The 18,879-nt window shown below is 61.2% G+C and carries 19 protein-coding genes; 9 read left to right on the top strand and 10 right to left on the bottom strand.

The genetic code is table 11. The annotated features are described in order from the left end of the window. Positions 1 to 15 precede the first annotated feature (15 nt). A complete protein-coding gene (locus CIW50_RS12105; protein WP_149531440.1) occupies positions 16 to 609 on the top strand; it encodes a GNAT family N-acetyltransferase in 594 nt (197 codons plus the stop codon). A 3-nt stretch (positions 610 to 612) separates the two neighbouring features. Here the strand turns inward: CIW50_RS12105 and CIW50_RS12100 are convergent, their stop codons facing one another. Next, entirely contained in the window at positions 613 to 1,191 is a 579-nt protein-coding gene (locus CIW50_RS12100) for a TetR/AcrR family transcriptional regulator (protein WP_149531439.1), read from the bottom strand. Between the two features lie 203 nt (positions 1,192 to 1,394). On the opposite strand from CIW50_RS12100, the gene CIW50_RS12095 reads away from it, so the two are divergent. Then, positions 1,395 to 2,534 carry an MFS transporter gene (locus CIW50_RS12095; RefSeq protein ID WP_149531616.1) on the top strand — a complete coding sequence of 380 codons (1,140 nt, stop codon included), beginning with the start codon at positions 1,395 to 1,397 and terminating at the stop codon, positions 2,532 to 2,534. A 3-nt stretch (positions 2,535 to 2,537) separates the two neighbouring features. Here the strand turns inward: CIW50_RS12095 and CIW50_RS12090 are convergent, their stop codons facing one another. The 6 genes from CIW50_RS12090 to CIW50_RS12065 form a co-directional block, all read right to left on the bottom strand. Continuing rightward, positions 2,538 to 3,515 carry a PDR/VanB family oxidoreductase gene (locus CIW50_RS12090; RefSeq protein WP_149531438.1) on the bottom strand — a complete coding sequence of 326 codons (978 nt, stop codon included), beginning with the start codon at positions 3,513 to 3,515 and terminating at the stop codon, positions 2,538 to 2,540. 12 nt (positions 3,516 to 3,527) lie between these two features. Continuing rightward, the gene (locus tag CIW50_RS12085; RefSeq protein ID WP_149531437.1) at positions 3,528 to 4,283 is read right to left on the bottom strand and encodes a GntR family transcriptional regulator; all 756 of its coding nucleotides are present in this window, start codon (positions 4,281 to 4,283) and stop codon (positions 3,528 to 3,530) included. Positions 4,284 to 4,287: 4 nt separating this feature from the next. Beyond that, positions 4,288 to 5,337, bottom strand: a complete 1,050-nt coding sequence (locus CIW50_RS12080) for an aromatic ring-hydroxylating dioxygenase subunit alpha (RefSeq protein WP_149531436.1) — start codon at positions 5,335 to 5,337, stop codon at positions 4,288 to 4,290. A 192-nt stretch (positions 5,338 to 5,529) separates the two neighbouring features. Beyond that, a complete protein-coding gene (locus tag CIW50_RS12075) occupies positions 5,530 to 6,372 on the bottom strand; it encodes an AAA family ATPase (protein WP_149531435.1) in 843 nt (280 codons plus the stop codon). Positions 6,373 to 6,466: 94 nt separating this feature from the next. Beyond that, positions 6,467 to 6,709, bottom strand: a complete 243-nt coding sequence (locus tag CIW50_RS12070; protein ID WP_068732215.1) for a GlsB/YeaQ/YmgE family stress response membrane protein — start codon at positions 6,707 to 6,709, stop codon at positions 6,467 to 6,469. Positions 6,710 to 6,925: 216 nt separating this feature from the next. Beyond that, positions 6,926 to 8,842 (bottom strand): diguanylate cyclase, encoded by a 1,917-nt coding sequence (locus tag CIW50_RS12065; RefSeq protein ID WP_149531434.1) that lies wholly within the window; start codon positions 8,840 to 8,842, stop codon positions 6,926 to 6,928. Between the two features lie 303 nt (positions 8,843 to 9,145). Here CIW50_RS12065 and CIW50_RS12060 point away from each other — a divergent pair, with 303 nt between their 5' ends. From CIW50_RS12060 to sseA, 3 genes are all read left to right on the top strand, one after another. Next, complete coding sequence (locus CIW50_RS12060; protein WP_149531433.1) at positions 9,146 to 10,327, top strand: vWA domain-containing protein; 1,182 nt, start codon at positions 9,146 to 9,148, stop codon at positions 10,325 to 10,327. Next, entirely contained in the window at positions 10,324 to 10,743 is a 420-nt protein-coding gene (locus CIW50_RS12055) for a rhodanese-like domain-containing protein (protein ID WP_149531432.1), read from the top strand. Before CIW50_RS12060 ends, CIW50_RS12055 begins: the two co-directional genes overlap by 4 nt. Positions 10,744 to 10,861: 118 nt before the next feature. Further along, the gene (sseA, locus tag CIW50_RS12050) at positions 10,862 to 11,716 is read left to right on the top strand and encodes a 3-mercaptopyruvate sulfurtransferase (protein WP_149531431.1); all 855 of its coding nucleotides are present in this window, start codon (positions 10,862 to 10,864) and stop codon (positions 11,714 to 11,716) included. Positions 11,717 to 11,729: 13 nt separating this feature from the next. On the opposite strand, the gene CIW50_RS12045 is transcribed toward sseA, so the two are convergent. Further along, positions 11,730 to 12,521, bottom strand: coding sequence for a hypothetical protein (locus tag CIW50_RS12045; protein WP_149531430.1), 792 nt, complete (start codon positions 12,519 to 12,521; stop codon positions 11,730 to 11,732). Between the two features lie 372 nt (positions 12,522 to 12,893). Here CIW50_RS12045 and CIW50_RS12040 point away from each other — a divergent pair, with 372 nt between their 5' ends. After that, entirely contained in the window at positions 12,894 to 14,102 is a 1,209-nt protein-coding gene (locus CIW50_RS12040; RefSeq protein WP_502707464.1) for a L,D-transpeptidase, read from the top strand. A gap of 81 nt (positions 14,103 to 14,183) precedes the next feature. Here the strand turns inward: CIW50_RS12040 and CIW50_RS12035 are convergent, their stop codons facing one another. Together CIW50_RS12035 and CIW50_RS12030 are read right to left on the bottom strand one after the other, a co-directional pair. Continuing rightward, the gene (locus CIW50_RS12035) at positions 14,184 to 15,143 is read right to left on the bottom strand and encodes a D-2-hydroxyacid dehydrogenase family protein (RefSeq protein ID WP_149531428.1); all 960 of its coding nucleotides are present in this window, start codon (positions 15,141 to 15,143) and stop codon (positions 14,184 to 14,186) included. A gap of 115 nt (positions 15,144 to 15,258) precedes the next feature. Then, positions 15,259 to 15,465, bottom strand: a complete 207-nt coding sequence (locus CIW50_RS12030) for a hypothetical protein (protein WP_149531427.1) — start codon at positions 15,463 to 15,465, stop codon at positions 15,259 to 15,261. A 231-nt stretch (positions 15,466 to 15,696) separates the two neighbouring features. Between CIW50_RS12030 and ettA the strand changes: the two genes are divergently transcribed. The 3 genes from ettA (at position 15,697) to CIW50_RS12015 (ending at position 18,865) form a co-directional block, all read left to right on the top strand. Beyond that, positions 15,697 to 17,346, top strand: a complete 1,650-nt coding sequence (gene ettA, locus CIW50_RS12025) for an energy-dependent translational throttle protein EttA (RefSeq protein ID WP_149531426.1) — start codon at positions 15,697 to 15,699, stop codon at positions 17,344 to 17,346. A gap of 13 nt (positions 17,347 to 17,359) precedes the next feature. After that, on the top strand, positions 17,360 to 18,130 hold the full coding sequence (gene tam, locus CIW50_RS12020; protein ID WP_149531425.1) for a trans-aconitate 2-methyltransferase: 771 nt from the start codon (positions 17,360 to 17,362) through the stop codon (positions 18,128 to 18,130). 108 nt (positions 18,131 to 18,238) lie between these two features. Further along, positions 18,239 to 18,865 (top strand): TIGR00645 family protein, encoded by a 627-nt coding sequence (locus CIW50_RS12015; protein ID WP_149531424.1) that lies wholly within the window; start codon positions 18,239 to 18,241, stop codon positions 18,863 to 18,865. Positions 18,866 to 18,879 lie beyond the last annotated feature (14 nt).

Below are 18,879 nucleotides of genomic sequence, written 5' to 3'. Positions count from 1 at the left end.
CTGAAGGAACGATCGATGCCGTGGCTTGAACCCGTTACGCTCAGAGGACCTCACGCCCGGCTCGAACCTCTTGCCAAAGATCACTGCGATGGTCTGATCGAGGCCGCCAAGTCAGGCGACCTTTCGAAGATCTGGTACACGGCGATCCCGACGCCCGAAAAGATGAGCGCCGAGATCGACCGTCGCCTCGCTCTGCAGGCATCAGGCGCGATGCTGCCATTCACGGTGAAAGACGCTGACGGCAAGATCGCCGGCATGACGACCTATATGAATGTCGATGCCGCCAACCGCCGGGTCGAGATAGGCTCGACCTGGTATGGCAAGTGGGTCCAGCGCACCGCGCTCAACACCCAATGCAAGTTACTGCTGCTCGGGCATGCGTTCGAGAAGCTGGATTGCATCGCGGTGGAATTCCGCACGCATTTCTTCAACCATCAATCCCGCCGCGCCATCGAGCGGCTCGGTGCCAAGCAGGATGGCATCCTGCGCAACCACCAGATCGCGCCGAACGGCACGCTGCGCGACACGGTTGTCTATAGTATCTTGCCCGGCGAATGGCCGACGGTGAAGGCGCATCTGACCTATCAGCTGGACGAGAAGCCGCGCTGACGATCAGACGGCGGTGCGTCGCTTGCGGGCAGGCGGATAAATCCGGTCAATCAGGCGATTGCAATAATCGGGTGTCGGTATCTGTTCGCTGAATAGCGCGCGATAGATGATCGGCGCCACCACATGGTCAATCACCTCGTCGATGTCGAAGGGCGTCTCGCCGCGCGCTTTGGCGCGTGCGTTAAGGGTGGTGAGGTGATCGCAGGTGAAGCCCGCACAGGCGCTGGGCAGTCCTTCCTTGAGGGCCGACAGCACGTCCCGCATAAGCGCCTGGCCGACCGGAGACGACATCTCTTCGGCATACTGCTCGATGAAGGCGCGCAGATCGCTTTCGACCGCGCCAGTGTCGTCGGGATCCGCGATCGGCCGCAGCCGCGCCACGGCGACGTCGGCAAGCAGCGCGGAGAGGTCGCCCCAGCGTCGATAGATGGTTGACGGCGTCACGCCAGCCTCGGCAGCGATCTGCGGCACGGTGATCTGGTTTCGGGTGGAAAGAGCCCCCAATTTGCGGACAGCATCATGCACGGCGCTCTGTATCCGCGCGCTGCGTCCACCAATCCGGACTCGTTCCTTCACCGTCACATCGGTCTCCCACGGTCGCACATGTGCAAAAAAATGAGATTCTTAACGCAAAATATTTGCATTAAGCTCTCGGGCGACCTAGATGCCTAATGCAATTACTTAGCTTTTAGGAATGAGCTATGCAAGGCAGTGCCGAAAAGACGTGTGTTTCCAATGCTCAAGCATCATCAGCCAGAGCCGGTTGGGTGTTGAAGCCATCGGCCATGACGGCATTCAGTTTTGCCGGGGCCGCGCTGGTCGCAGCCAGCAGCAGCGCGGTGACGCCGCTGTATCGGCTCTACCAGCAGTCGATGCACCTCTCGCCATTGATGATCACGCTGGTATTCGCGGTCTACGCGATCAGCCTGCTGGCGGCGTTGCTGACGGTCGGCGGCCTGTCCGATTATGTCGGACGCCGTCCGGTCATTCTCGGCGGTCTGTTGCTGAATGCCATCGCGATGGTGCTGTTCTCCTATGCCAGTGATGTCGGGCAATTGATCCTTGCGCGCGCCGTGCAGGGCCTTTGCGTCGGCACGGCGACAACGGCATTGGGCGCTGCGATCCTCGATACCGACCGCAAGCACGGGTCGCTCCTCAACAGCGTCACCGCCTTTCTCGGCCTGATGGTCGGCGCGCTCGGCGCCGCGGCGCTCGTCACCTTCGCGCCCGATCCGCTGCATCTGGTCTATGAGGTTCTATTCGCGCTGACGGCCGTGATGATTGTGCTGCTGTTCATGATGCCCGAGACCGTGTCGCGCAAATCGGGTGCGCTGGCCTCGCTGCGGCCGCATGTGCGCGTGCCCAGCCAATCGCGCGCCGCGCTGCTGCGCGTTGCACCGGCCACCGTCGCCACATGGGCGTTGGGCGGCTTCAGTCTGTCCTTGATGCCCACGGTGGTCGCAACAACGATGGGCGTCTCCGCGCCTTGGGTTGGCGGCGTCGTGGTCGCGACCCTGATGCTCGCTGCAGCACTGACCGTGGCCGCCCTTCGGCAGCTTCCTGCGCAGCGGTTGCTGGTGATTGGCACGGCCGCACTGTCGCTGGGCGTCCTCGTCTCGCTGCTCGGCATCTGGCAGCACAGCGTTGCGATGCTGTTTGCCGGTTCGGTGATCGCAGGTTTCGGCTTCGGCGCGTCCTTCGCCGGCTCGCTGAGCACGCTGCTGCCGACCGCCGAGGCGCATCAGCGCGCCGGTTTGCTGGCGGCGTTCTATGTGTTGTCCTATCTGGCCTTCAGCCTGCCAGCACTCGCTGCAGGTGTGGCTGTGCCATATGCCGGACTAGCCGTCGTGGCCTATGTCTATGGCGCCGTGGTCATCGTGCTCGCGATCATGTCGATGATTGCGTCGCTGCGCGGTGAACGCTGACGGTCAGACAGCGTCCGGCTGATACAACGTACCCACCGTCACCGTGCCGACGACGCGCGAGACGCAGGGACAAATCTTCGTGTTGCCGCTCTTCTGGTGCGCGCTGAAGAACACGTCGCGATGATCGATCTCGCCATCGACGGCGAGAACATCGATGGCGCAGACGCCGCATTCGCCGCGCTGGCAGTCGGACATCACTTCATGTCCGGCATCGTTAAGCGCATTGAGCATCGAACGGTTCTGCGGCACCACGATCTCGGCACCGGAGCCCTTCAGTCGCACGCGGAATTCCACTGTCGGTAACAGGCCGCTTGAACCGAAGGTCTCATAGCGCAGATCGGCTGGCGCGCGACCCGCGCTGTTCCAGGCGTGCCTTGCGGCTTCCAGCATCCGCATCGGTCCGCACATGATGGCGATAGCATCAGCGGGGAGGGCGCCGAAGGTGGCATCGAGATCCAGTCGCGCGGTTTCGTCGCTGGCGTGAACACTCAATTGTTCGCCCAGCAGCGCACCCATCTCGTCGAGATAGGCGGCATCCTGGCGGGACCGGACAGCATAATGAAGATGTATGTCGGCAGATCGTTCTTGCAGCGCATGTGCAATGCCTGTGATCGGCGTGATGCCGATGCCGCCAGCAATCAGGCAATAGGTTTTGCGGGCCCAGTCGATATCGAACAGCGACGACGGGTTGGAGATTTCGAGCCGTCCGCCGGGCTGCAGGGCCCACATCGCCTGGGAGCCGCCGCGGCTGTCAGGGGCAAGCCGCACCGCGATACGCAGCGTGTTGGTCGCGCGTTCGCCAACCAGCGAATAGGACCGCGTCTGCGGTTGGCCATCGATCAGGAGGTTGACGTTGATATGGCTGCCCGGCGGATAGGATGTCAGCGGCGCATCCGGCCGTAATGTGATCTCGCGGATACCCGGCGTCACATCGCGAATGGCATCGACGCTGCACCACATCCAGTGTTCTGCAAAACGCATGATGTGTCTCCGTTAGTCCGTTGCCGCAGATGTCAGCAGCGCCAGCGCCGGCAGCAAATCGAGATGCGTGCGGTTACGCAGAGCGAGCCGCAGATTGCGCACGGCCAGCCGTGCATGTTCGCGCATCACAGCTTCTGCGCGCGCGCCCTCGCGGTTTTCGATGGCGTCGACGACGATGCGGTGATGTTCCTGGCCGATCAGCAGGATGTTGTGCGCTTCCGGCAGTGCCGACTGCGCCATCACGAAGGCACTTGGCGACGCGAACGGCATTGCGGACACGCGATCAATCTGCCGGATCACCGGCGCGCTGCCGGAAAGGTCGGTGAGTAGTGCATGGAAACGCGCGTTCATCGTCACATAAGCCGAGAAGGCTTCGACCGAGATCGGATCTTGCCGCACCAGTTGATCCAGATCCGACAGACACTCTTTTAGCGGTTCGAGATTGCGGGCGCTGGCGCCGCGCTCCGCAGCAAAGCGGGCTGCGAGGCCTTCCAGAGTGCCGCGCAGTTCGATCGAGTCCAGAATGTCGCGCTCGGAGAACGCCTTCACCATGAAGCCGCCGGAGGGGATCGCCTGTAGCAGCCCCTCATCTTCCAGACGCACCAGCGCGAGACGTACCGGCGTGCGCGACACGCTGGTGATCTCTACAGCCTGCAATTCGCTGATGCGTTCGCCTGGGCGCAGCGTGCCGGACAGGATCATGTCGCGCAGGGCGAGCTGCGCACGCACGGTCTGCGAGATGGAGCGCTCGGTGTCGCGTTCGCTCATGATTTTACTCTGCCGCCTGCAGTTTGGTTGGCGCGCTTTCCTTCGCCACCATGCGGTCGATCACCCGGCGGCACCACATCGCGCCAGCATCGATATTGAGATTGTAGAACACGCGATCCGGGTTCTCGTTCATCGCCTGCTGCTGCGCTTCGAGAATGATCTCGTCCTCGCGGAAAATGCCGGCGACACCTTCGCGGATTTCCGTGGTGATCTTCTGCTCGGTGATACGATGGTTGCGCACGAAGGCCCAGAAATAGTGGCAGGTGGTTTCGGTCTCCGGCGTCATCGTGTTGAGCACGAAGCCGTTGACGCCCTGCGAGCGATCGCCCTCCGGCGCGCCGGTGCCTGCAGGTGCCACGCCGACATCGATATTGACCGTGCTGGGCGCCTGGAAGTGAATGATCTGCCAGCGATCAACAGGGCCGGGCTTGCCGAGTTGCGCAGCCCAGAACGGCGGCGCTTCGATGCCCTTCATCCAGCGCGTCACCGTGACGGTCTTGTCGCCATGGGTGACATCGAACGGAGCTTCGGCGACGTCGTCCTGGCCGATGCTGGAGCCGTGCACGAAGGTCTCGTGGGTGAGATCCATCAGGTTGTCGACCACCAAGCGGTAGTCGCACTTGGCATGAATGGTCTTGCCGTCGCCGGCCCATTCCGGATCGTCGTTCCAGTGCATGTCCGGCACCAGAGCGGGATCGGCCAGCGCAGGGTCGCCCATCCACAGCCAGATGAAACGATGGCGTTCGACCACGGGATAGGAGCGCACGCAGGCGGAGGGGTTGATGGTCTCCTGCGAGGGCATGAAAGTGCAGCGGCCCTGCGCGTTGTATTTCAGGCCGTGATAGCCGCAGACGACCGTATCGCCCTCAAGGCGTCCCTTGGAGAGCGGCACCAGCCGGTGCCAGCACGCGTCTTCCAGCGCACTGACACCGCCATCGGCGCGGCGATACATCACCACATGCTTGCCGCAGATCGTGCGCGGGAAAAGCTGATGCTTGATGTCGGCATCCCAGGCGGCGGCGTACCAGGCGTTCAGCGGGAATGAAGCGGGCATCGTGTTCCTCCATGGCGCAGTCACTGAGTCCTGTCTGTATACAGGATCGACCTTGGAAAGGACGATATCCCAATAAAGTGGGGATGAGAACCGATTAATGTATACTGAAGTTTGGTAATAACTGCAAAATAGGTATTAAAAAAACCGCCCCTAGGGGCGGTTTTCCATGAAGGCTGTATACCCTGAGGCGGGTCAGACCTCGCGGCGGTTCAAGAATGCCAGCCGCTCGAACAGGTGGACGTCCTGCTCGTTCTTCAGCAGCGCGCCATGCAATGGCGGGATCAGCTTACGCGGATCGCGTTCGCGCAGCATCTCCGGCGACATGTCCTCATTGACCAGCAGCTTCAGCCAATCGAGCAACTCAGACGTCGACGGCTTCTTCTTCAGGCCGGGCACGTCGCGCACCTCGAAGAAGATTCGCATCGCTTCGGCGACGAGGCGCTGCTTGATGCCGGGGAAGTGGACCTCGACGATCTGGTTCATGGTATCGATGTCGGGGAACTTGATGTAGTGGAAGAAGCAGCGGCGCAGGAACGCGTCCGGCAATTCCTTCTCGTTGTTCGAGGTGATCATCACGATCGGGCGCTTCGCCGCCTTGATGGTCTCGCCGGTCTCGTAGACGTGGAATTCCATGCGATCGAGTTCGAGCAGCAGGTCGTTCGGGAACTCGATATCGGCCTTGTCGATTTCATCGATCAGCAGCACCGGGCGCTCTGCATGGGTGAAGGCTTCCCACAGCTTGCCGCGCTTGATGTAGTTACCGATATCCGAGACGCGGGGATCGCCGAGCTGGCTGTCGCGAAGGCGCGAGACGGCATCATATTCGTAAAGGCCCTGCTGCGCCTTGGTGGTGGACTTGATGTGCCAGGTCAGCAGCGGTGCGCCGAGCGCCTTGGCGACTTCCTCGGCCAGCACGGTCTTGCCGGTGCCCGGCTCGCCCTTCACCAGCAGCGGGCGTTCGAGCACGATGGCGGCATTGACGGCGACCTTGAGATCATCGGTCGCGACATAGTTTTCGGTGCCGGTAAACTTCATGGAGTTCTTTGCCTTGTTCTTCTTGCCGCACGACAGCGCGCCGCCGGAATGATGGAGATCGCGGTCGGCGATCGCAGAATGTGTGGATGCGAGGTTAGCGCCGGATCAGCGACAGGATGACGAGCACGATCACCGCGCCAATGGTGGCGTTGATGATATCGCGAATCGCGCCGACGCCAAGGCTGACGCCCAATCGCGGCAGCAGCCAGCCGGCGACCAGTGCGCCGATGATGCCGATCACGATATTGCCGAGCAGGCCGAAGCCGGCACCCCGAACGATCAACCCGGCCAACCAGCCGGCAATGGCACCGATCAGCAATGCTGCGAGAATTCCCATGGATCAATCCTTCGCGGGCGACACTGGGTGACGCGCCATCCCCGTTGTGATGTTAAGCCGTCGGCCGACTTGACCTGCCGGCACGTTTCCGGGCGAAGTTTAATTGAATTATTGGTCAGGTCCAGCCACCATTCCGGGGCATCCAGGGCGGCTTTACGATGACGAGAAACATATCATGGCGGGGAAAAGCCGGGTGGTGCGGCGGCAATTGGCGGATCAGCTGTCGTGCGAAAATCCCGCACTGAAATATTCGCGTTGCAGCGCCGAATTGGCGACGACGCAATCTCGACCACGTCGTTTGGCCTCGTAAAGCGCCAGATCGGCCTCGCCGACCAGAACGGCTTCGTTCGAGGTTAGGCTATTCCGGCTGGCGACGCCGACGCTGATCGACAGGTGGCCACGGGTTGATGCCATATTTGGAATCTCCAATGCCCTGACCCGAAGACGCAGGGCTTCCGCGATAGTGATCGCATCGGCCTCGGATACGTCCGGCAAAACGATGGCGAATTCCTCGCCGCCATAGCGTGCGGACAATGCCGGCGTATTGATCGTGGCATCCGCGATGACGGATGCGACGCGTTTCAGGCATTCGTCGCCGGCCTGGTGGCCGTTGCTGTCATTGTAGCCCTTGAAGTTGTCGACGTCGATCAGCAGCACGGATATCTGTTCATGTTGCTCATAGGCACTGCGCAGAAAGCCGTCGAGCGTGCGCCGGTTCGCCAGTCCCGTCAGTCCGTCAGTGGTCGCGAGTTCTGCGAGTTTGGAATTCAGCGCCGTCAATTCGTCTTGCATGCTCTTGCGCAAGGTGACGTCGCGCAGCACGCCGACGATCTCGACCTTTTCGCGATCCGTCGCGCGCATGGCCAGCTTGAAATTTACTTCCACCCACGCCAGTGATTTGTCGTCGCGATAGGTTCTAAAGATCACCGTGCGGTTTGCGGTGAGATCTGTCAGTTGCGCGCTGGCAGCCTTCACGGCTTCGACATCGTCCGGATGTACCAGTTCGAAGCAGGAACGCCCGAGCAGCTCGTTTGGACTGTGTCCCAAAACGAACTCGACCGAATGCGAGACGAAGACGATGTTTCCGAGGCGATCGAGCAGAATGATGACATCAGCGATGTTGTCGGCGAGCAGGCGATAGCGGGACTCGCGCTCGCGGAGCGCATTTTCCATGTTGAGGCGGAAGCGAAACTGGGTCGATAGCAGTGCGGCAAGCAGAATCACGGTGCAGAGCAGGACGGAAGCAACGATAACGTCCGATAGCAGATTGCTCCTCCATGTCGCCAGCACCTGATCCTCTGGAATCGCGACCGTGACGATCAGCGGATACTGCGTGGTTTGCTCGTAGCTGAAATATTTGGTGATGCCGTCAAACGGCGAATCGATCTTGTAGGAGCCGGCCAGACTCTGTTTCAGACGGGTCTGAATGAGCTGAGTTCCGGAGAGGTCCTTCCCAACCTCCATCGATGGCCAGTGAAGCAGCAGCGTACCATCGCTTCGGATCAGGCTGATGCCGCCGCTCTCGCCGATCTGGAATGTCTTGTAGAAATCGCTGAAGTACTGGTTGTCGATCGCGCCTGTCAGCACACCTTTGAAGCTGCCATCGGGGCCGTCGATCCGCTTCGACAGGATGATTGACGTGCGGCCGGTTAGTCGCGACGTGATGGGGGCGTTGACCCTGATAGTGGAGTCGGTGTGATCGCGATGATAGATGAAATAGTCGCGGTCGGAATTATTGTGTGATGGCGTTTCCGGTAACGAGGAATAACGCCAGTTGCCGAGCGTATCGAATACACCGATTTCGCGCAGCTGGGGCAGCGCATTCGCCGTATTGGCCAGAAACGCGTTGAAGCGATCCGGCTGCGGGTTCTGGTACTTCAGCAGGTCCGCCATCCCGCTCATGGCGACATCGATCGCCTGTATCGAGCGCGACGCATGTTCAACCAGCGAATGTGCGAGGTTTCGACTATCGGTCTCGCTTTGCGCCAGCATGGTTTTGCGGGCATCGAGCGCCTTCCAGACGACAAGCCCGAGAACGCACGCGCTCATCGCCAGCACGAACAGCGTGACGATTACGCCCGGCGCGGAGAGCCGGCTCGGCGAACTGCTGGTCGTTGTCGTAGGCACGGTCATTCGTTTCTACGTTGACTGCAAAACAGGCCATCACATGGCCATCGTTGCCTTCACGATAGCCAAGAATGCCCGCCGATGGCGTGACACCGCGTTGCTTGGTTACCGACGCCGGAATTGTTGAAACAAATACCTGCAATCTGGAAAACGATTGCCTCACCATGCCGCGGAGCGGAATTCGCCCCGGTCTGACTGACAAATCTCGCTTATTCCGGATGTGCGCCGCGATGGCGCGCCACGGAGCTGCGTACGCTTCTACCACATCCGGCCCTTGACGGGGGCGGGTGGTCGGGCAATCTGTCAATCATGTTCTTGCAATTCTTCACATCGTTGCGCGATGCGCAGGTCCCGGTGACCCTGCGCGAATATCTCACGCTGATGGAGGCGCTGGACGCCGACCTCGCGGATCAGTCGGTGGAGAATTTCTACTATCTGTCCCGCGCCGCGCTGGTGAAGGACGAGCGCAATCTCGACAAGTTCGATCGGGTGTTCGGCACGGTCTTCAAGGGGCTTGAGAGCCTGCTCGACGCCATGGAAAAGGCTGAGATTCCCGCCGAGTGGCTGAAGAAGCTCGCCGAGAAGTATCTCACCGAGGAAGAGAAGAAGCAGATCGAGGCCATGGGCTGGGACAAGCTCATGGAAACCCTGCGGAAGCGCCTTGAGGAGCAGAAGGAACGCCATCAGGGCGGCAACAAATGGATCGGCACCGCCGGGACCTCACCGTTTGGCGCCGAGGGTTACAATCCCGAAGGCATCCGTATCGGCCAGGAAAAGAGCCGCCACCGGCGCGCGGTGAAGGTCTGGGACAAGCGCGAGTTCAAGGATCTCGACGGCAATGTCGAGCTCGGCATCCGCAACATCAAGGTGGCGCTGCGCCGTCTGCGCAAGTTTGCCCGCACCGGTGCGCCGGATGAACTCGATCTCGACACCACGATTCGGGAGACCGCCAGTCACGGCTATCTCGACGTCCACATGCGGCCGGAACGGCGCAACGCGGTCAAGGTGCTGGTGTTCTTCGATATCGGCGGTTCCATGGATTCGCATATCGAGCAGGTCGAGGAACTGTTTTCGGCGGCGAAGAGCGAATTCAAGCACATGGAGTATTTCTACTTTCACAACTGCCTCTATGAAGGCGTGTGGAAGCAGAACAAGCGCCGCTTCACCGACCGCACGCCGACCTGGGACGTGCTGCATAAGTATGCGCATGACTACAAAGTCGTGTTCGTCGGCGATGCCTCGATGTCACCCTACGAGATCATGGTACCCGGCGGTTCGGTCGAGCATGTGAACGAGGAGTCCGGTTCGGTCTGGCTGGAGCGGATCACGCAGACCTATCCGAACGCGGTCTGGCTCAATCCCGTCGCCAAGCGGCACTGGGATTACTCTGAGTCCACCACCATCATTCGCCGGTTGTTCTCGGAACGGATGTATCCGCTGACGATTGAAGGTCTCGAAGGCGCAATGAAGGAACTGGTGCGAAAAGCATGACCCAAACAATTACCCGCGGCTACAAGGCGCTGCTCGATGAAGCCAACAAGCAGATCGAGACGATGAGCGTCGAAGACGTGATGAAAGCTGCGCAGAGCTCTGACGTTATCATCGTTGATATACGCGATCCCCGCGAGATCGAACGCGAAGGCAAGATCCCCGGTTCGTTCTCCTGCACCCGCGGCATGCTGGAATTCTGGATCGATCCGGAAAGCCCGTATGGCAAACCGGTCTTCCAGGAAGACAAGAAGTTCATCTTCCATTGCGCCAGCGGCTGGCGTTCGGCGCTGGCAGCGAAGACGGCGGCCGATATGGGCCTGAAGCCGGTGGCGCATCTGGGCGGCGGTTTCACCGCCTGGCGCAATGCTGGCGGTGCGGTTGAGAAGGTCGAGCCGAAGGCGTCGAAGAGCTCGTAACCATCATTCGTCATGCCCGGCGAATGCCGGGTATCCACGTTTGGGCGACAAGTGAAGACGTGGATGGCCGGGATAAGCCCGGCCATGACGGCGTTTCACAATAAAAGGGCACTTGTGCATGGCATCCACCGATCCTCTCGTCTCCACCGAATGGCTCGCCGCTCATCTCGGTGATCCCAAGGTGAAGGTCATCGACGCGTCGTTCAAGATGCCTGGTGTGCTCCCGCTCCCGGTCGATGATTATCTCGCCGCGCATATTCCGGGTTCTGTGTTCTTCGATGTCGATGCGATCTCCGATCACTCCGTCGATCTGCCGCATATGTATCCGGACGCCGCGCAATTCGCCCGTGATGTCGGCGCGCTCGGTATTTCCTCCGACGATACGGTGGTTGTCTATGACGCCGGTGGTTGGGTCGCAGCTCCGCGGGCGTGGTGGATGTTCCTGTCTTACGGGCACACCAATGTGAAAGTGCTCGATGGCGGGCTGAAGAAGTGGAAGGCCGAAGGCCGCGCGACCGAAACTGGCAAAGCATCGCCGAAGCCGGGCACCTTCAGCGCGGTGCTCGACAAGTCCTATGTGCGCAGCAAGGCGCAGGTGGTTGCCAATCTGGATTCGCGCAAAGAGCAATTGATCGATGCGCGCGCCGCCAATCGCTTCGAGGGCAGCGTTCCGGAACCGCGTGCTGGCATTCGCTCCGGCCACATCCCCGGTAGCCGCAACCTGCCTTACAACGTGTTGTTTGATGCCGCGACGGGCACCATGAAGCCGATCGACGAATTGCGCAAAGCCTTCACGGGCACGGGTCTCGAGCTCGACAAACCTATAGTTACCACATGCGGTTCGGGCGTGTCGGCTGCGGTGCTGACACTCGCGCTCTATCGCTTGGGCGTCCGCGGCTCGGCGCTCTATGACGGCTCATGGTCGGAATGGGGACAGCCAGACGGGCCGCCGGTCGCGACCGGCCCGGCGTAACCGGGAGGCGCGGTCAGCGCGCGACCGGCAATCCGAATGGGTCCATTTGCTGCGGTGCTGCGGCGGCGACGGGTCTTGCTGCAACGCGCCGCTTCTTCACGACCAAGGGCCTCTTCACAACCTTCTTGACTGGCTCGGCAACGGGTTTCGCTTTCGGCAGCGGCACCGGTTCGGTGTCGACGGGTGGTCCGCCCAGCACCGCGATCTTCGTCGAGGACAGTTTTGCATCGTCGCCGGTCAGCGTGGCCGTTGGCTGCGACACCGCCGGTGTCGCTTCCGCCTCTGCCGCAGGGGCGGGAACACCGATTGCCGGGGCAGAGGTAACAACCGGTTCGACAGTAGTCGCCGGCACGGCGGCAATGGTCGTTACAGGCTTCGGCTCCTCAATCTTCGTCGTTTCCGACATCGCTGCAATTTCAGGCATTGGCGTTGCCACCGAGGCGGTGGTTTCGGTTGCGGGTGCCGCCTGTGTCGACAAAGCCGCGATCGCCTCGGGCGGGGCCGGTTTTTCCGGCGCCGAGGGCGCGGTGACGAGGGGGGCTTGTTCGACCGCTGTTGTCACTGGCACCGCCGGCGGCGTGGCAACCTCCGGAGCTGGGGCCGGCGTCTCGACGCGTAACATGGCCAGCGTCGGCGGAGCTTCGACGGGTTGCTGGGCGAAGGGGGTCTGCGGCGGTCGTCTGATCGGAATGGCGGCGAATTCCTGATGGGCAGAGCGCAGCAGGGCTGCGGCGCCGAGGCCGAAGACCACCAACGACACTGTGAGCAGGACGGCTGCGAACAGGAATCGGAAACCCGGAAGCATGAATGGCAGTTCCGCCTTCGGACAGATTGTGGAAGGCTCTCGACGAACATGGGAACGCGGTGACAACACTGGGCGACAAACTTGGAGTGATCCGTTCCGGAGCACCGGCCGCCGCCAAAGCGTCGCGAATCACGTCCATTTGAGGATAACGCACGGTCTCAGGAACCGTTTGTTAAAAAGTGAGATGCACAACAAATGGCGTGTTCCTGCACTTTGATTTCAACGGGGGTGAGGCAAGATAGCCACGCCCGCCTGCGATCTCGCGAATATGACCGAAATGGGAAGCTTTTTTCCGGAATTGTCTTGAATGCGCCGTGATCCTGCGCGATCTGACAGCATGTTCCGGTTTCTGCTTGAGCTTATACAAGGGCAATGATGAACAGGCGTGTTTTGACGACCAAGCGTCGTCAGGTGACCAAGCGTTTGCTGGTGACAGTGGCGACCGTGGCTCTCAGTAGCGTTGCGGCTCATTCGTTCGCAGTCGCACAGGGCTATCCTGTTGGCTCGCCAAGTGGCTATTCAATCCCTGCCGATCCCAATTATCCCCCGGGCGGATATCCGGCTGCGTCGCAGTCCCGCAGCGCCATGGACGCGATGCCCGATTTCGACTCGCTCGATGAAGACGATACGCCGCCCTCGCGTGGTGGTCGCCCGATGACCGGCCTCTCCGCACCTGGCGTGTCGGCTCCGGGCCCCGTGATGTCGCCGGATGACTCGCGCTATGGTCGCCCGGCCGGTGCAGCTCCGGTCTATTCCGATCGCGCCATGCCGCAGGGCCCGGTGATGTCGCCCGACGATCCACGTTACGGTCGCCCGATGGCGCCGCCTGCGGTGGTGTATTCCAACCGTGGCAACGGCGATGGCGCCATGCGTCCGCCCGAAGGCATGGGCGCTCCGGTGACCGGTTCCGTTCAGCAGGGCCAGGGCCTGGGTGCCAATGGCAGCTCGGTGATGGTGGCGTCGCTGCCGGCGGAAGATCAGCCGGAAACCGGCCCCGCGCAGTTGCCGCCGCAATTTCGTCGGCAGGAAGTGAATTTCGTGACGAAGGAGCCCGCGGGCACCATCGTCGTCGATACGCCGAACTACTATTTGTACTATGTGCTCGGCAACAATCGCGCGATGCGCTATGGCGTTCGTGTCGGCCGCGACGGCTTCACCTGGAACGGCGTCCAGAAAATCACCCGCAAGGCCGAGTGGCCGGATTGGCATCCGCCGACCGAAATGATTGAGCGTCAGCCCTATCTCCCGCGCTTCATGGCTGGCGGCGAGGGTAATCCGCTCGGTGCCCGGGCCATGTATCTCGGTTCGACCGTCTATCGTATTCACGGCACCAACCAGCCGTCGACCATCGGCAAGTCCGTGTCGTCGGGCTGCTTCGGCATGCTCAATGACGACGTCTCGGATCTGTTCGAGCGCACCAAGGTCGGTACGCGCGTGGTGGTGATGCCGGGCAAGGCTCCGGCGACCACGGCTTCGGCTCAGCCGGTTCCCGGTCCGAGTGCGAATGCCGCTCCCGGGCCACTTCCCGGCACCCAGCCGACATCGGTTCAGCCGCTGCCGGCTCCGGTCAGCATTCGCTGACCGAACTCAACTGGCTTCGAGAAAACGGGCGCCGTGTGGATCACGCGGCGCCCGTTTTCCTTTGTGTTGTGAAAGCTGGTGTCAGTTGAGCTTGCGCACGGGCGCGCTGTTCAACCAGCCGCCAATGCCCTCGATCATTTCCGCATAGATCCGCTTGTAGTTTTCGGCAGTGACGTAGCCGAGATGCGGCGTGATCACGACATTGTCGAGCTTGCGCAACGGGCTGTCGAGCGGGAGTGGTTCGTGGGAATAAGTGTCGATGCCGGCGCCGGCGATTTTTCCCGCCTGAAGGGTCTCAAGCAATGCGGTTTCGTCCACGATCGGGCCGCGTGCCGTGTTGATGAGATACGCGGTGTGCTTCATCTGCGCGAGATCCGCGCGTGAAACGAGCCCCCGCGACCGATCACTCAACACGAGGTGGATTGTAATGATGTCGGCTTGGGCGAACAATTCTTCCTTGGTGGCGTAGGTCACGCCGGCTTTTTCGCAGGCCTCGGGCGTCAGATTGGTGCTCCAGGCAATGGTCTTCATGCCCAGCGCGCGACCGATGCCGGCGACCTGACTGCCGAGCTTGCCGAGGCCAATGATCCCGAGCGTCTTGCCCTCGATATCCTCGCCGATCGTGACCTGCCAGGGCTTGCCCGCCTTCATGCGTGCGTTTTCAAAGCCGATCTTGCGGGTCAGCTCCAGCATCAGTCCGATGGTCAGGCCGGCCGTCGGATTGCCCACCATCGCTGTACCGCAAATGGTGACGTCATGCGCCTTCGCGGCTTCGAAATCGATCGCTGCATTGCGCATGCCTGACGTGATCAGCAGCTTGAGTTTCGGCAGAGTCTCGAACATCGCGCGCGGAAATGGCGTCCGCTCGCGCATGGCGCAGATGATCTCGAAATCCTTCAGCGCCGTGGCGGCCTCGTCTGCCGAAGCGAATGGCTTGTCGAAGACCGTGACCTCGATGCGATCGTCAAGCACGCTCCAGTCGCCGAGTCTCAAGGCCACGTTCTGATAGTCGTCGAGAATTGCACAGCGCAGCCGCGTCATGGGATCGTCCATCCAGTGTGGTGATGACGGCAGATGAGGCCGTCAGGGGACGAACACATTGCGCGCCTCGCGGGCATGCGCAAGCGTCTGCAGCGCTGGCGGCAGTGCGATCAGCTTAATGTGAGGGCGGGACCGGCGCGGACGGGTCCTTGGCGCGGCAGGCCGGGCCTGGGCCGCGCATGTAATGCTGCTCGGGCCGGTAAGGGTCGAAGGCGGCGACGAAGAATAGCTGCCAGAACGTCCGGATTTCGTGGAGTAGGCCTGGGCGCGCCGCGCGGGTTTCGGCGCCGGCTGGAGAGGGGACTGATGTAATGATCGCCATGACGAGGCTCCGCCTGTCTGCCCGCGACTTCAGTCGCGAGGGGCATGATTGATCGCCCTGCCAGCACTCTTGGCGGAAGTCGTTAAAAAGCGGTTTTAATTGTCACAATGGCTGCATTGGAGAAGTGCAGAGTTACCAAATCCTTAAGACCCCCGGTTGCCCTTTCGGGGCCACGCCGCTACATCAGCGACAACCCATTTTTCACGCCCGCGACGGTTTTCAAGGATCACGATGGCTCGCCAATTCGTCTACTTCATGCAGGGTCTGACCAAGGCCTATCCGACCCGCAAGGTGCTGGATAACGTCCATTTGTCGTTCTACCCGGACGCCAAGATCGGCGTGCTCGGTGTCAACGGCGCCGGTAAGTCGACGCTACTCAAGATCATGGCGGGGCTCGACAAGGAATACACTGGCGAGGCCTGGGTCGCGCAGGGTGCGCGCGTTGGCTATCTCGAACAGGAACCGCAGCTCGATGCGTCGTTGAATGTCCGCGAGAACGTCATGCTCGGCGTTGCCAAGCAGAAGGCGATCCTCGATCGCTACAATGAGCTGGCGATGAACTACTCGGAAGAGACCGCCGACGAGATGACCAAGCTGCAGGACGAGATCGAGGCGCAAGGCCTCTGGGATCTCGACAGCAAGGTCGATCAGGCGATGGACGCGCTGCGTTGTCCGCCTGACGATGCCGACGTCACCAAGCTCTCCGGTGGCGAGCGCCGCCGTGTTGCACTCTGCAAGCTGCTGCTCGATGCACCCGAACTGCTGCTGCTCGACGAACCGACCAACCATCTCGACGCCGAATCCGTGTCGTGGCTCGAAGGCCATCTGCGCAACTATCCGGGCGCGATCCTGATCGTGACCCATGACCGCTACTTCCTCGACAACGTAACGTCGTGGATTCTCGAACTCGATCGCGGTCGCGGCATTCCCTATGAGGGCAACTATTCGTCCTGGCTGGTGCAGAAGCAGAAGCGTCTGGCGCAGGAAGGCCGGGAGGACGCAGCCCATCAGAAGACGCTGGAACGCGAGCAGGAGTGGATCGCCTCGTCGCCCAAGGCACGTCAGGCCAAGTCGAAGGCGCGCTACCAGCGCTATGACGAGCTGCTCAAGAAGGCCAGCGAGAAGCAGACCCAGGGTGCGCAGATCACCATTCCGGTGGCTGAGCGCCTCGGCGACAACGTCGTCGACTTCGAAGGTCTCACCAAGGCCTATGGTGATCGCGTGTTGATCGACGATCTGACCTTCAAGCTGCCGCCCGGCGGTATCGTCGGCGTCATCGGCGCCAACGGCGCGGGCAAGACGACGCTCTTCAAGATGATCACCGGCCAGGAGAAGCCCGATAGCGGCACGATCACCGTCGGTGAAACCGTTCATCTCGGTTATGTCGATCAGTCGCGCGATGCGCTCGACGGCAAGAAGACCGTGTGGGAGGAAATCTCGGGCAATAACGAACTGATCCTGCTCGGCAAGAAGGAAGTTAATTCGCGCGGCTACTGCTCGTCGTTCAATTTCAAGGGCGGCGACCAGCAGAAGAAGGTCGGCGCATTGTCCGGCGGTGAACGCAACCGCGTGCATCTCGCCAAGATGCTGAAGTCCGGCGCCAACGTCCTGCTGCTCGACGAACCGACCAACGACCTCGATGTCGACACGCTACGTGCCCTGGAAGAGGCGTTGGAAGACTTCGCCGGTTGCGCAGTGATCATCAGCCATGACCGCTGGTTCCTCGACCGTATCGCGACCCATATGCTCGCTTTCGAAGGCGACAGCCACGTCGAATGGTTTGAAGGCAACTTCCAGGACTACGAGAAGGACAAGATGCGTCGTCTCGGGCAGGACTCGATCATCCCGCACCGCGTGAAATACAAAAAACTGACGCGCTGAGGGGAATTTCAAAATGGCCGACTGGAGCGCGCAGCAGTATCTGAAGTTCGAGGACGAGCGAACCAGGCCGGCACGGGATCTGCTCGCGCAGATTCCGCTCGTCGATGCCCGCAAGGTCGTCGACATCGGCTGCGGCCCCGGCAACTCGACGGAGCTTCTGGTCAATCGATGGCCCGACGCGTCTGTCATCGGTGTCGATACGTCGGCTGATATGTTGCGGCAGGCGCGGGAACGACTGCCCGCGCAGACGTTCATCGAAGCCAATATTGCCCATTGGGTGGCGCCGACCGGCTCCGATGTCTTGTTTGCCAATGCCGTGTTTCAGTGGGTGCCGGATCACATCAAGCAGCTGAAGCGTCTGGTTACTGCATTGCCTGAAGGCGGCGTGCTGGCTGTGCAAATGCCGGACAATCTCGACGAGCCCTCGCACATCCTGATGCGCGAAGTTGCCTATCTCGAGCCGTGGCGCGCGCAGCTCTCGAAGGCTGTGGAGCTGCGTGACTCTTTGCCGAAACCCGGGGCCTATTACGATGCGCTGCAGCCGCTGTGTTCCCGCGTCGAGATCTGGCACACCGTCTACAATCATGCGTTGGCCGATGCCGCCGCGATCGTGGAATGGGTGAAGGGCACCGGCTTGCGCCCGTTCGTTGATCCGCTGGAACCGCCGGAGCGCAAGGCCTACATCGCTGAATACACCGCCCGTATCGCCGCTAGCTATCTGCCGCAGGCGGATGGCAAGGTTCTGCTGAAGTTTCCGCGGATATTCATCGTCGCTGTCAAATAGCTGATGCGGCCAGTTGCCGCGCATGCACGACATCATCCCGTCCCGAACGCGCCGCTATAAGATCGGCGCTTTCACCGCATTCCGATTCGACCCAAAGCGAGCCTCCCCATGTCCATGACGCCCGAAACGCCATTGCCACCCCGAGGAAAAGGCGGGGCGATGCGACCGATTCCGGCGCTGATCTTTGGCTCGCGGTGGCTGCAGCTACCGCTCTATATCGGCCTGATCGTGGCGCAGTGCGTCTATGTTGTGCTGTTCCTGAAAGAACTCTGGCATCTCATCGCGCACTCGTTCGATTTCAGCGAGCAGCAGATTATGCTGGTCGTACTGGGCCTGATCGACGTGGTGATGATCTCCAACCTGCTGGTGATGGTGATCGTCGGCGGTTATGAGACCTTTGTGTCGCGGCTCAATCTGAACGGTCATCCGGATGAGCCGGAATGGCTCAGCCACGTCAATGCGAGTGTGTTGAAGATCAAGCTGGCGATGGCGATCATCGGCATCTCCTCGATCCATCTGCTGCGCACCTTCATCGAGGCCGGCAATCTCGGCAGCACCAGCGCACGCACGACGAACTACACCGAGACCGGCGTGATGTGGCAGACCATCATCCACATCGTGTTCATTCTCTCGGCTGTCGGCATTGCTTATGTCGACAAGCTCTCGAACGGCGTTGCTCCGCATCCGCCAGAGAACGGTCACGGCAAGTACGGCCACGGAGGCCACGCGCATTGACGGTGAAACTGGGC

It is taken from the genome of Tardiphaga sp. P9-11, from assembly GCF_008329525.1.
In the GTDB taxonomy this organism is placed as follows: Bacteria; Pseudomonadota; Alphaproteobacteria; order Rhizobiales; family Xanthobacteraceae; genus Tardiphaga.
This window is presented reverse-complemented; position numbering and strand designations above follow the sequence as displayed.

What these genes read in the sequence shown, in the direction of transcription:
- CIW50_RS12055 (WP_149531432.1), top strand. Translation starts at nt 10,324, where the DNA reads ATGACCCAAACAATTACCCGCGGCTACAAGGCGCTGCTCGATGAAGCC.
- CIW50_RS12060 (WP_149531433.1), top strand. Translation starts at nt 9,146, where the DNA reads ATGTTCTTGCAATTCTTCACATCGTTGCGCGATGCGCAGGTCCCGGTG.
- tam (WP_149531425.1), top strand. Translation starts at nt 17,360, where the DNA reads ATGGCCGACTGGAGCGCGCAGCAGTATCTGAAGTTCGAGGACGAGCGA.
- CIW50_RS12085 (WP_149531437.1), bottom strand. Translation starts at nt 4,283, where the DNA reads ATGAGCGAACGCGACACCGAGCGCTCCATCTCGCAGACCGTGCGTGCG.
- CIW50_RS12070 (WP_068732215.1), bottom strand. Translation starts at nt 6,709, where the DNA reads ATGGGAATTCTCGCAGCATTGCTGATCGGTGCCATTGCCGGCTGGTTG.
- sseA (WP_149531431.1), top strand. Translation starts at nt 10,862, where the DNA reads ATGGCATCCACCGATCCTCTCGTCTCCACCGAATGGCTCGCCGCTCAT.
- CIW50_RS12045 (WP_149531430.1), bottom strand. Translation starts at nt 12,521, where the DNA reads ATGCTTCCGGGTTTCCGATTCCTGTTCGCAGCCGTCCTGCTCACAGTG.
- CIW50_RS12030 (WP_149531427.1), bottom strand. Translation starts at nt 15,465, where the DNA reads ATGGCGATCATTACATCAGTCCCCTCTCCAGCCGGCGCCGAAACCCGC.
- CIW50_RS12080 (WP_149531436.1), bottom strand. Translation starts at nt 5,337, where the DNA reads ATGCCCGCTTCATTCCCGCTGAACGCCTGGTACGCCGCCGCCTGGGAT.
- ettA (WP_149531426.1), top strand. Translation starts at nt 15,697, where the DNA reads ATGGCTCGCCAATTCGTCTACTTCATGCAGGGTCTGACCAAGGCCTAT.
- CIW50_RS12015 (WP_149531424.1), top strand. Translation starts at nt 18,239, where the DNA reads ATGTCCATGACGCCCGAAACGCCATTGCCACCCCGAGGAAAAGGCGGG.
- CIW50_RS12040 (WP_502707464.1), top strand. Translation starts at nt 12,894, where the DNA reads ATGATGAACAGGCGTGTTTTGACGACCAAGCGTCGTCAGGTGACCAAG.
- CIW50_RS12105 (WP_149531440.1), top strand. Translation starts at nt 16, where the DNA reads ATGCCGTGGCTTGAACCCGTTACGCTCAGAGGACCTCACGCCCGGCTC.
- CIW50_RS12095 (WP_149531616.1), top strand. Translation starts at nt 1,395, where the DNA reads ATGACGGCATTCAGTTTTGCCGGGGCCGCGCTGGTCGCAGCCAGCAGC.
- CIW50_RS12075 (WP_149531435.1), bottom strand. Translation starts at nt 6,372, where the DNA reads ATGAAGTTTACCGGCACCGAAAACTATGTCGCGACCGATGATCTCAAG.
- CIW50_RS12065 (WP_149531434.1), bottom strand. Translation starts at nt 8,842, where the DNA reads ATGACCGTGCCTACGACAACGACCAGCAGTTCGCCGAGCCGGCTCTCC.
- CIW50_RS12035 (WP_149531428.1), bottom strand. Translation starts at nt 15,143, where the DNA reads ATGACGCGGCTGCGCTGTGCAATTCTCGACGACTATCAGAACGTGGCC.
- CIW50_RS12090 (WP_149531438.1), bottom strand. Translation starts at nt 3,515, where the DNA reads ATGCGTTTTGCAGAACACTGGATGTGGTGCAGCGTCGATGCCATTCGC.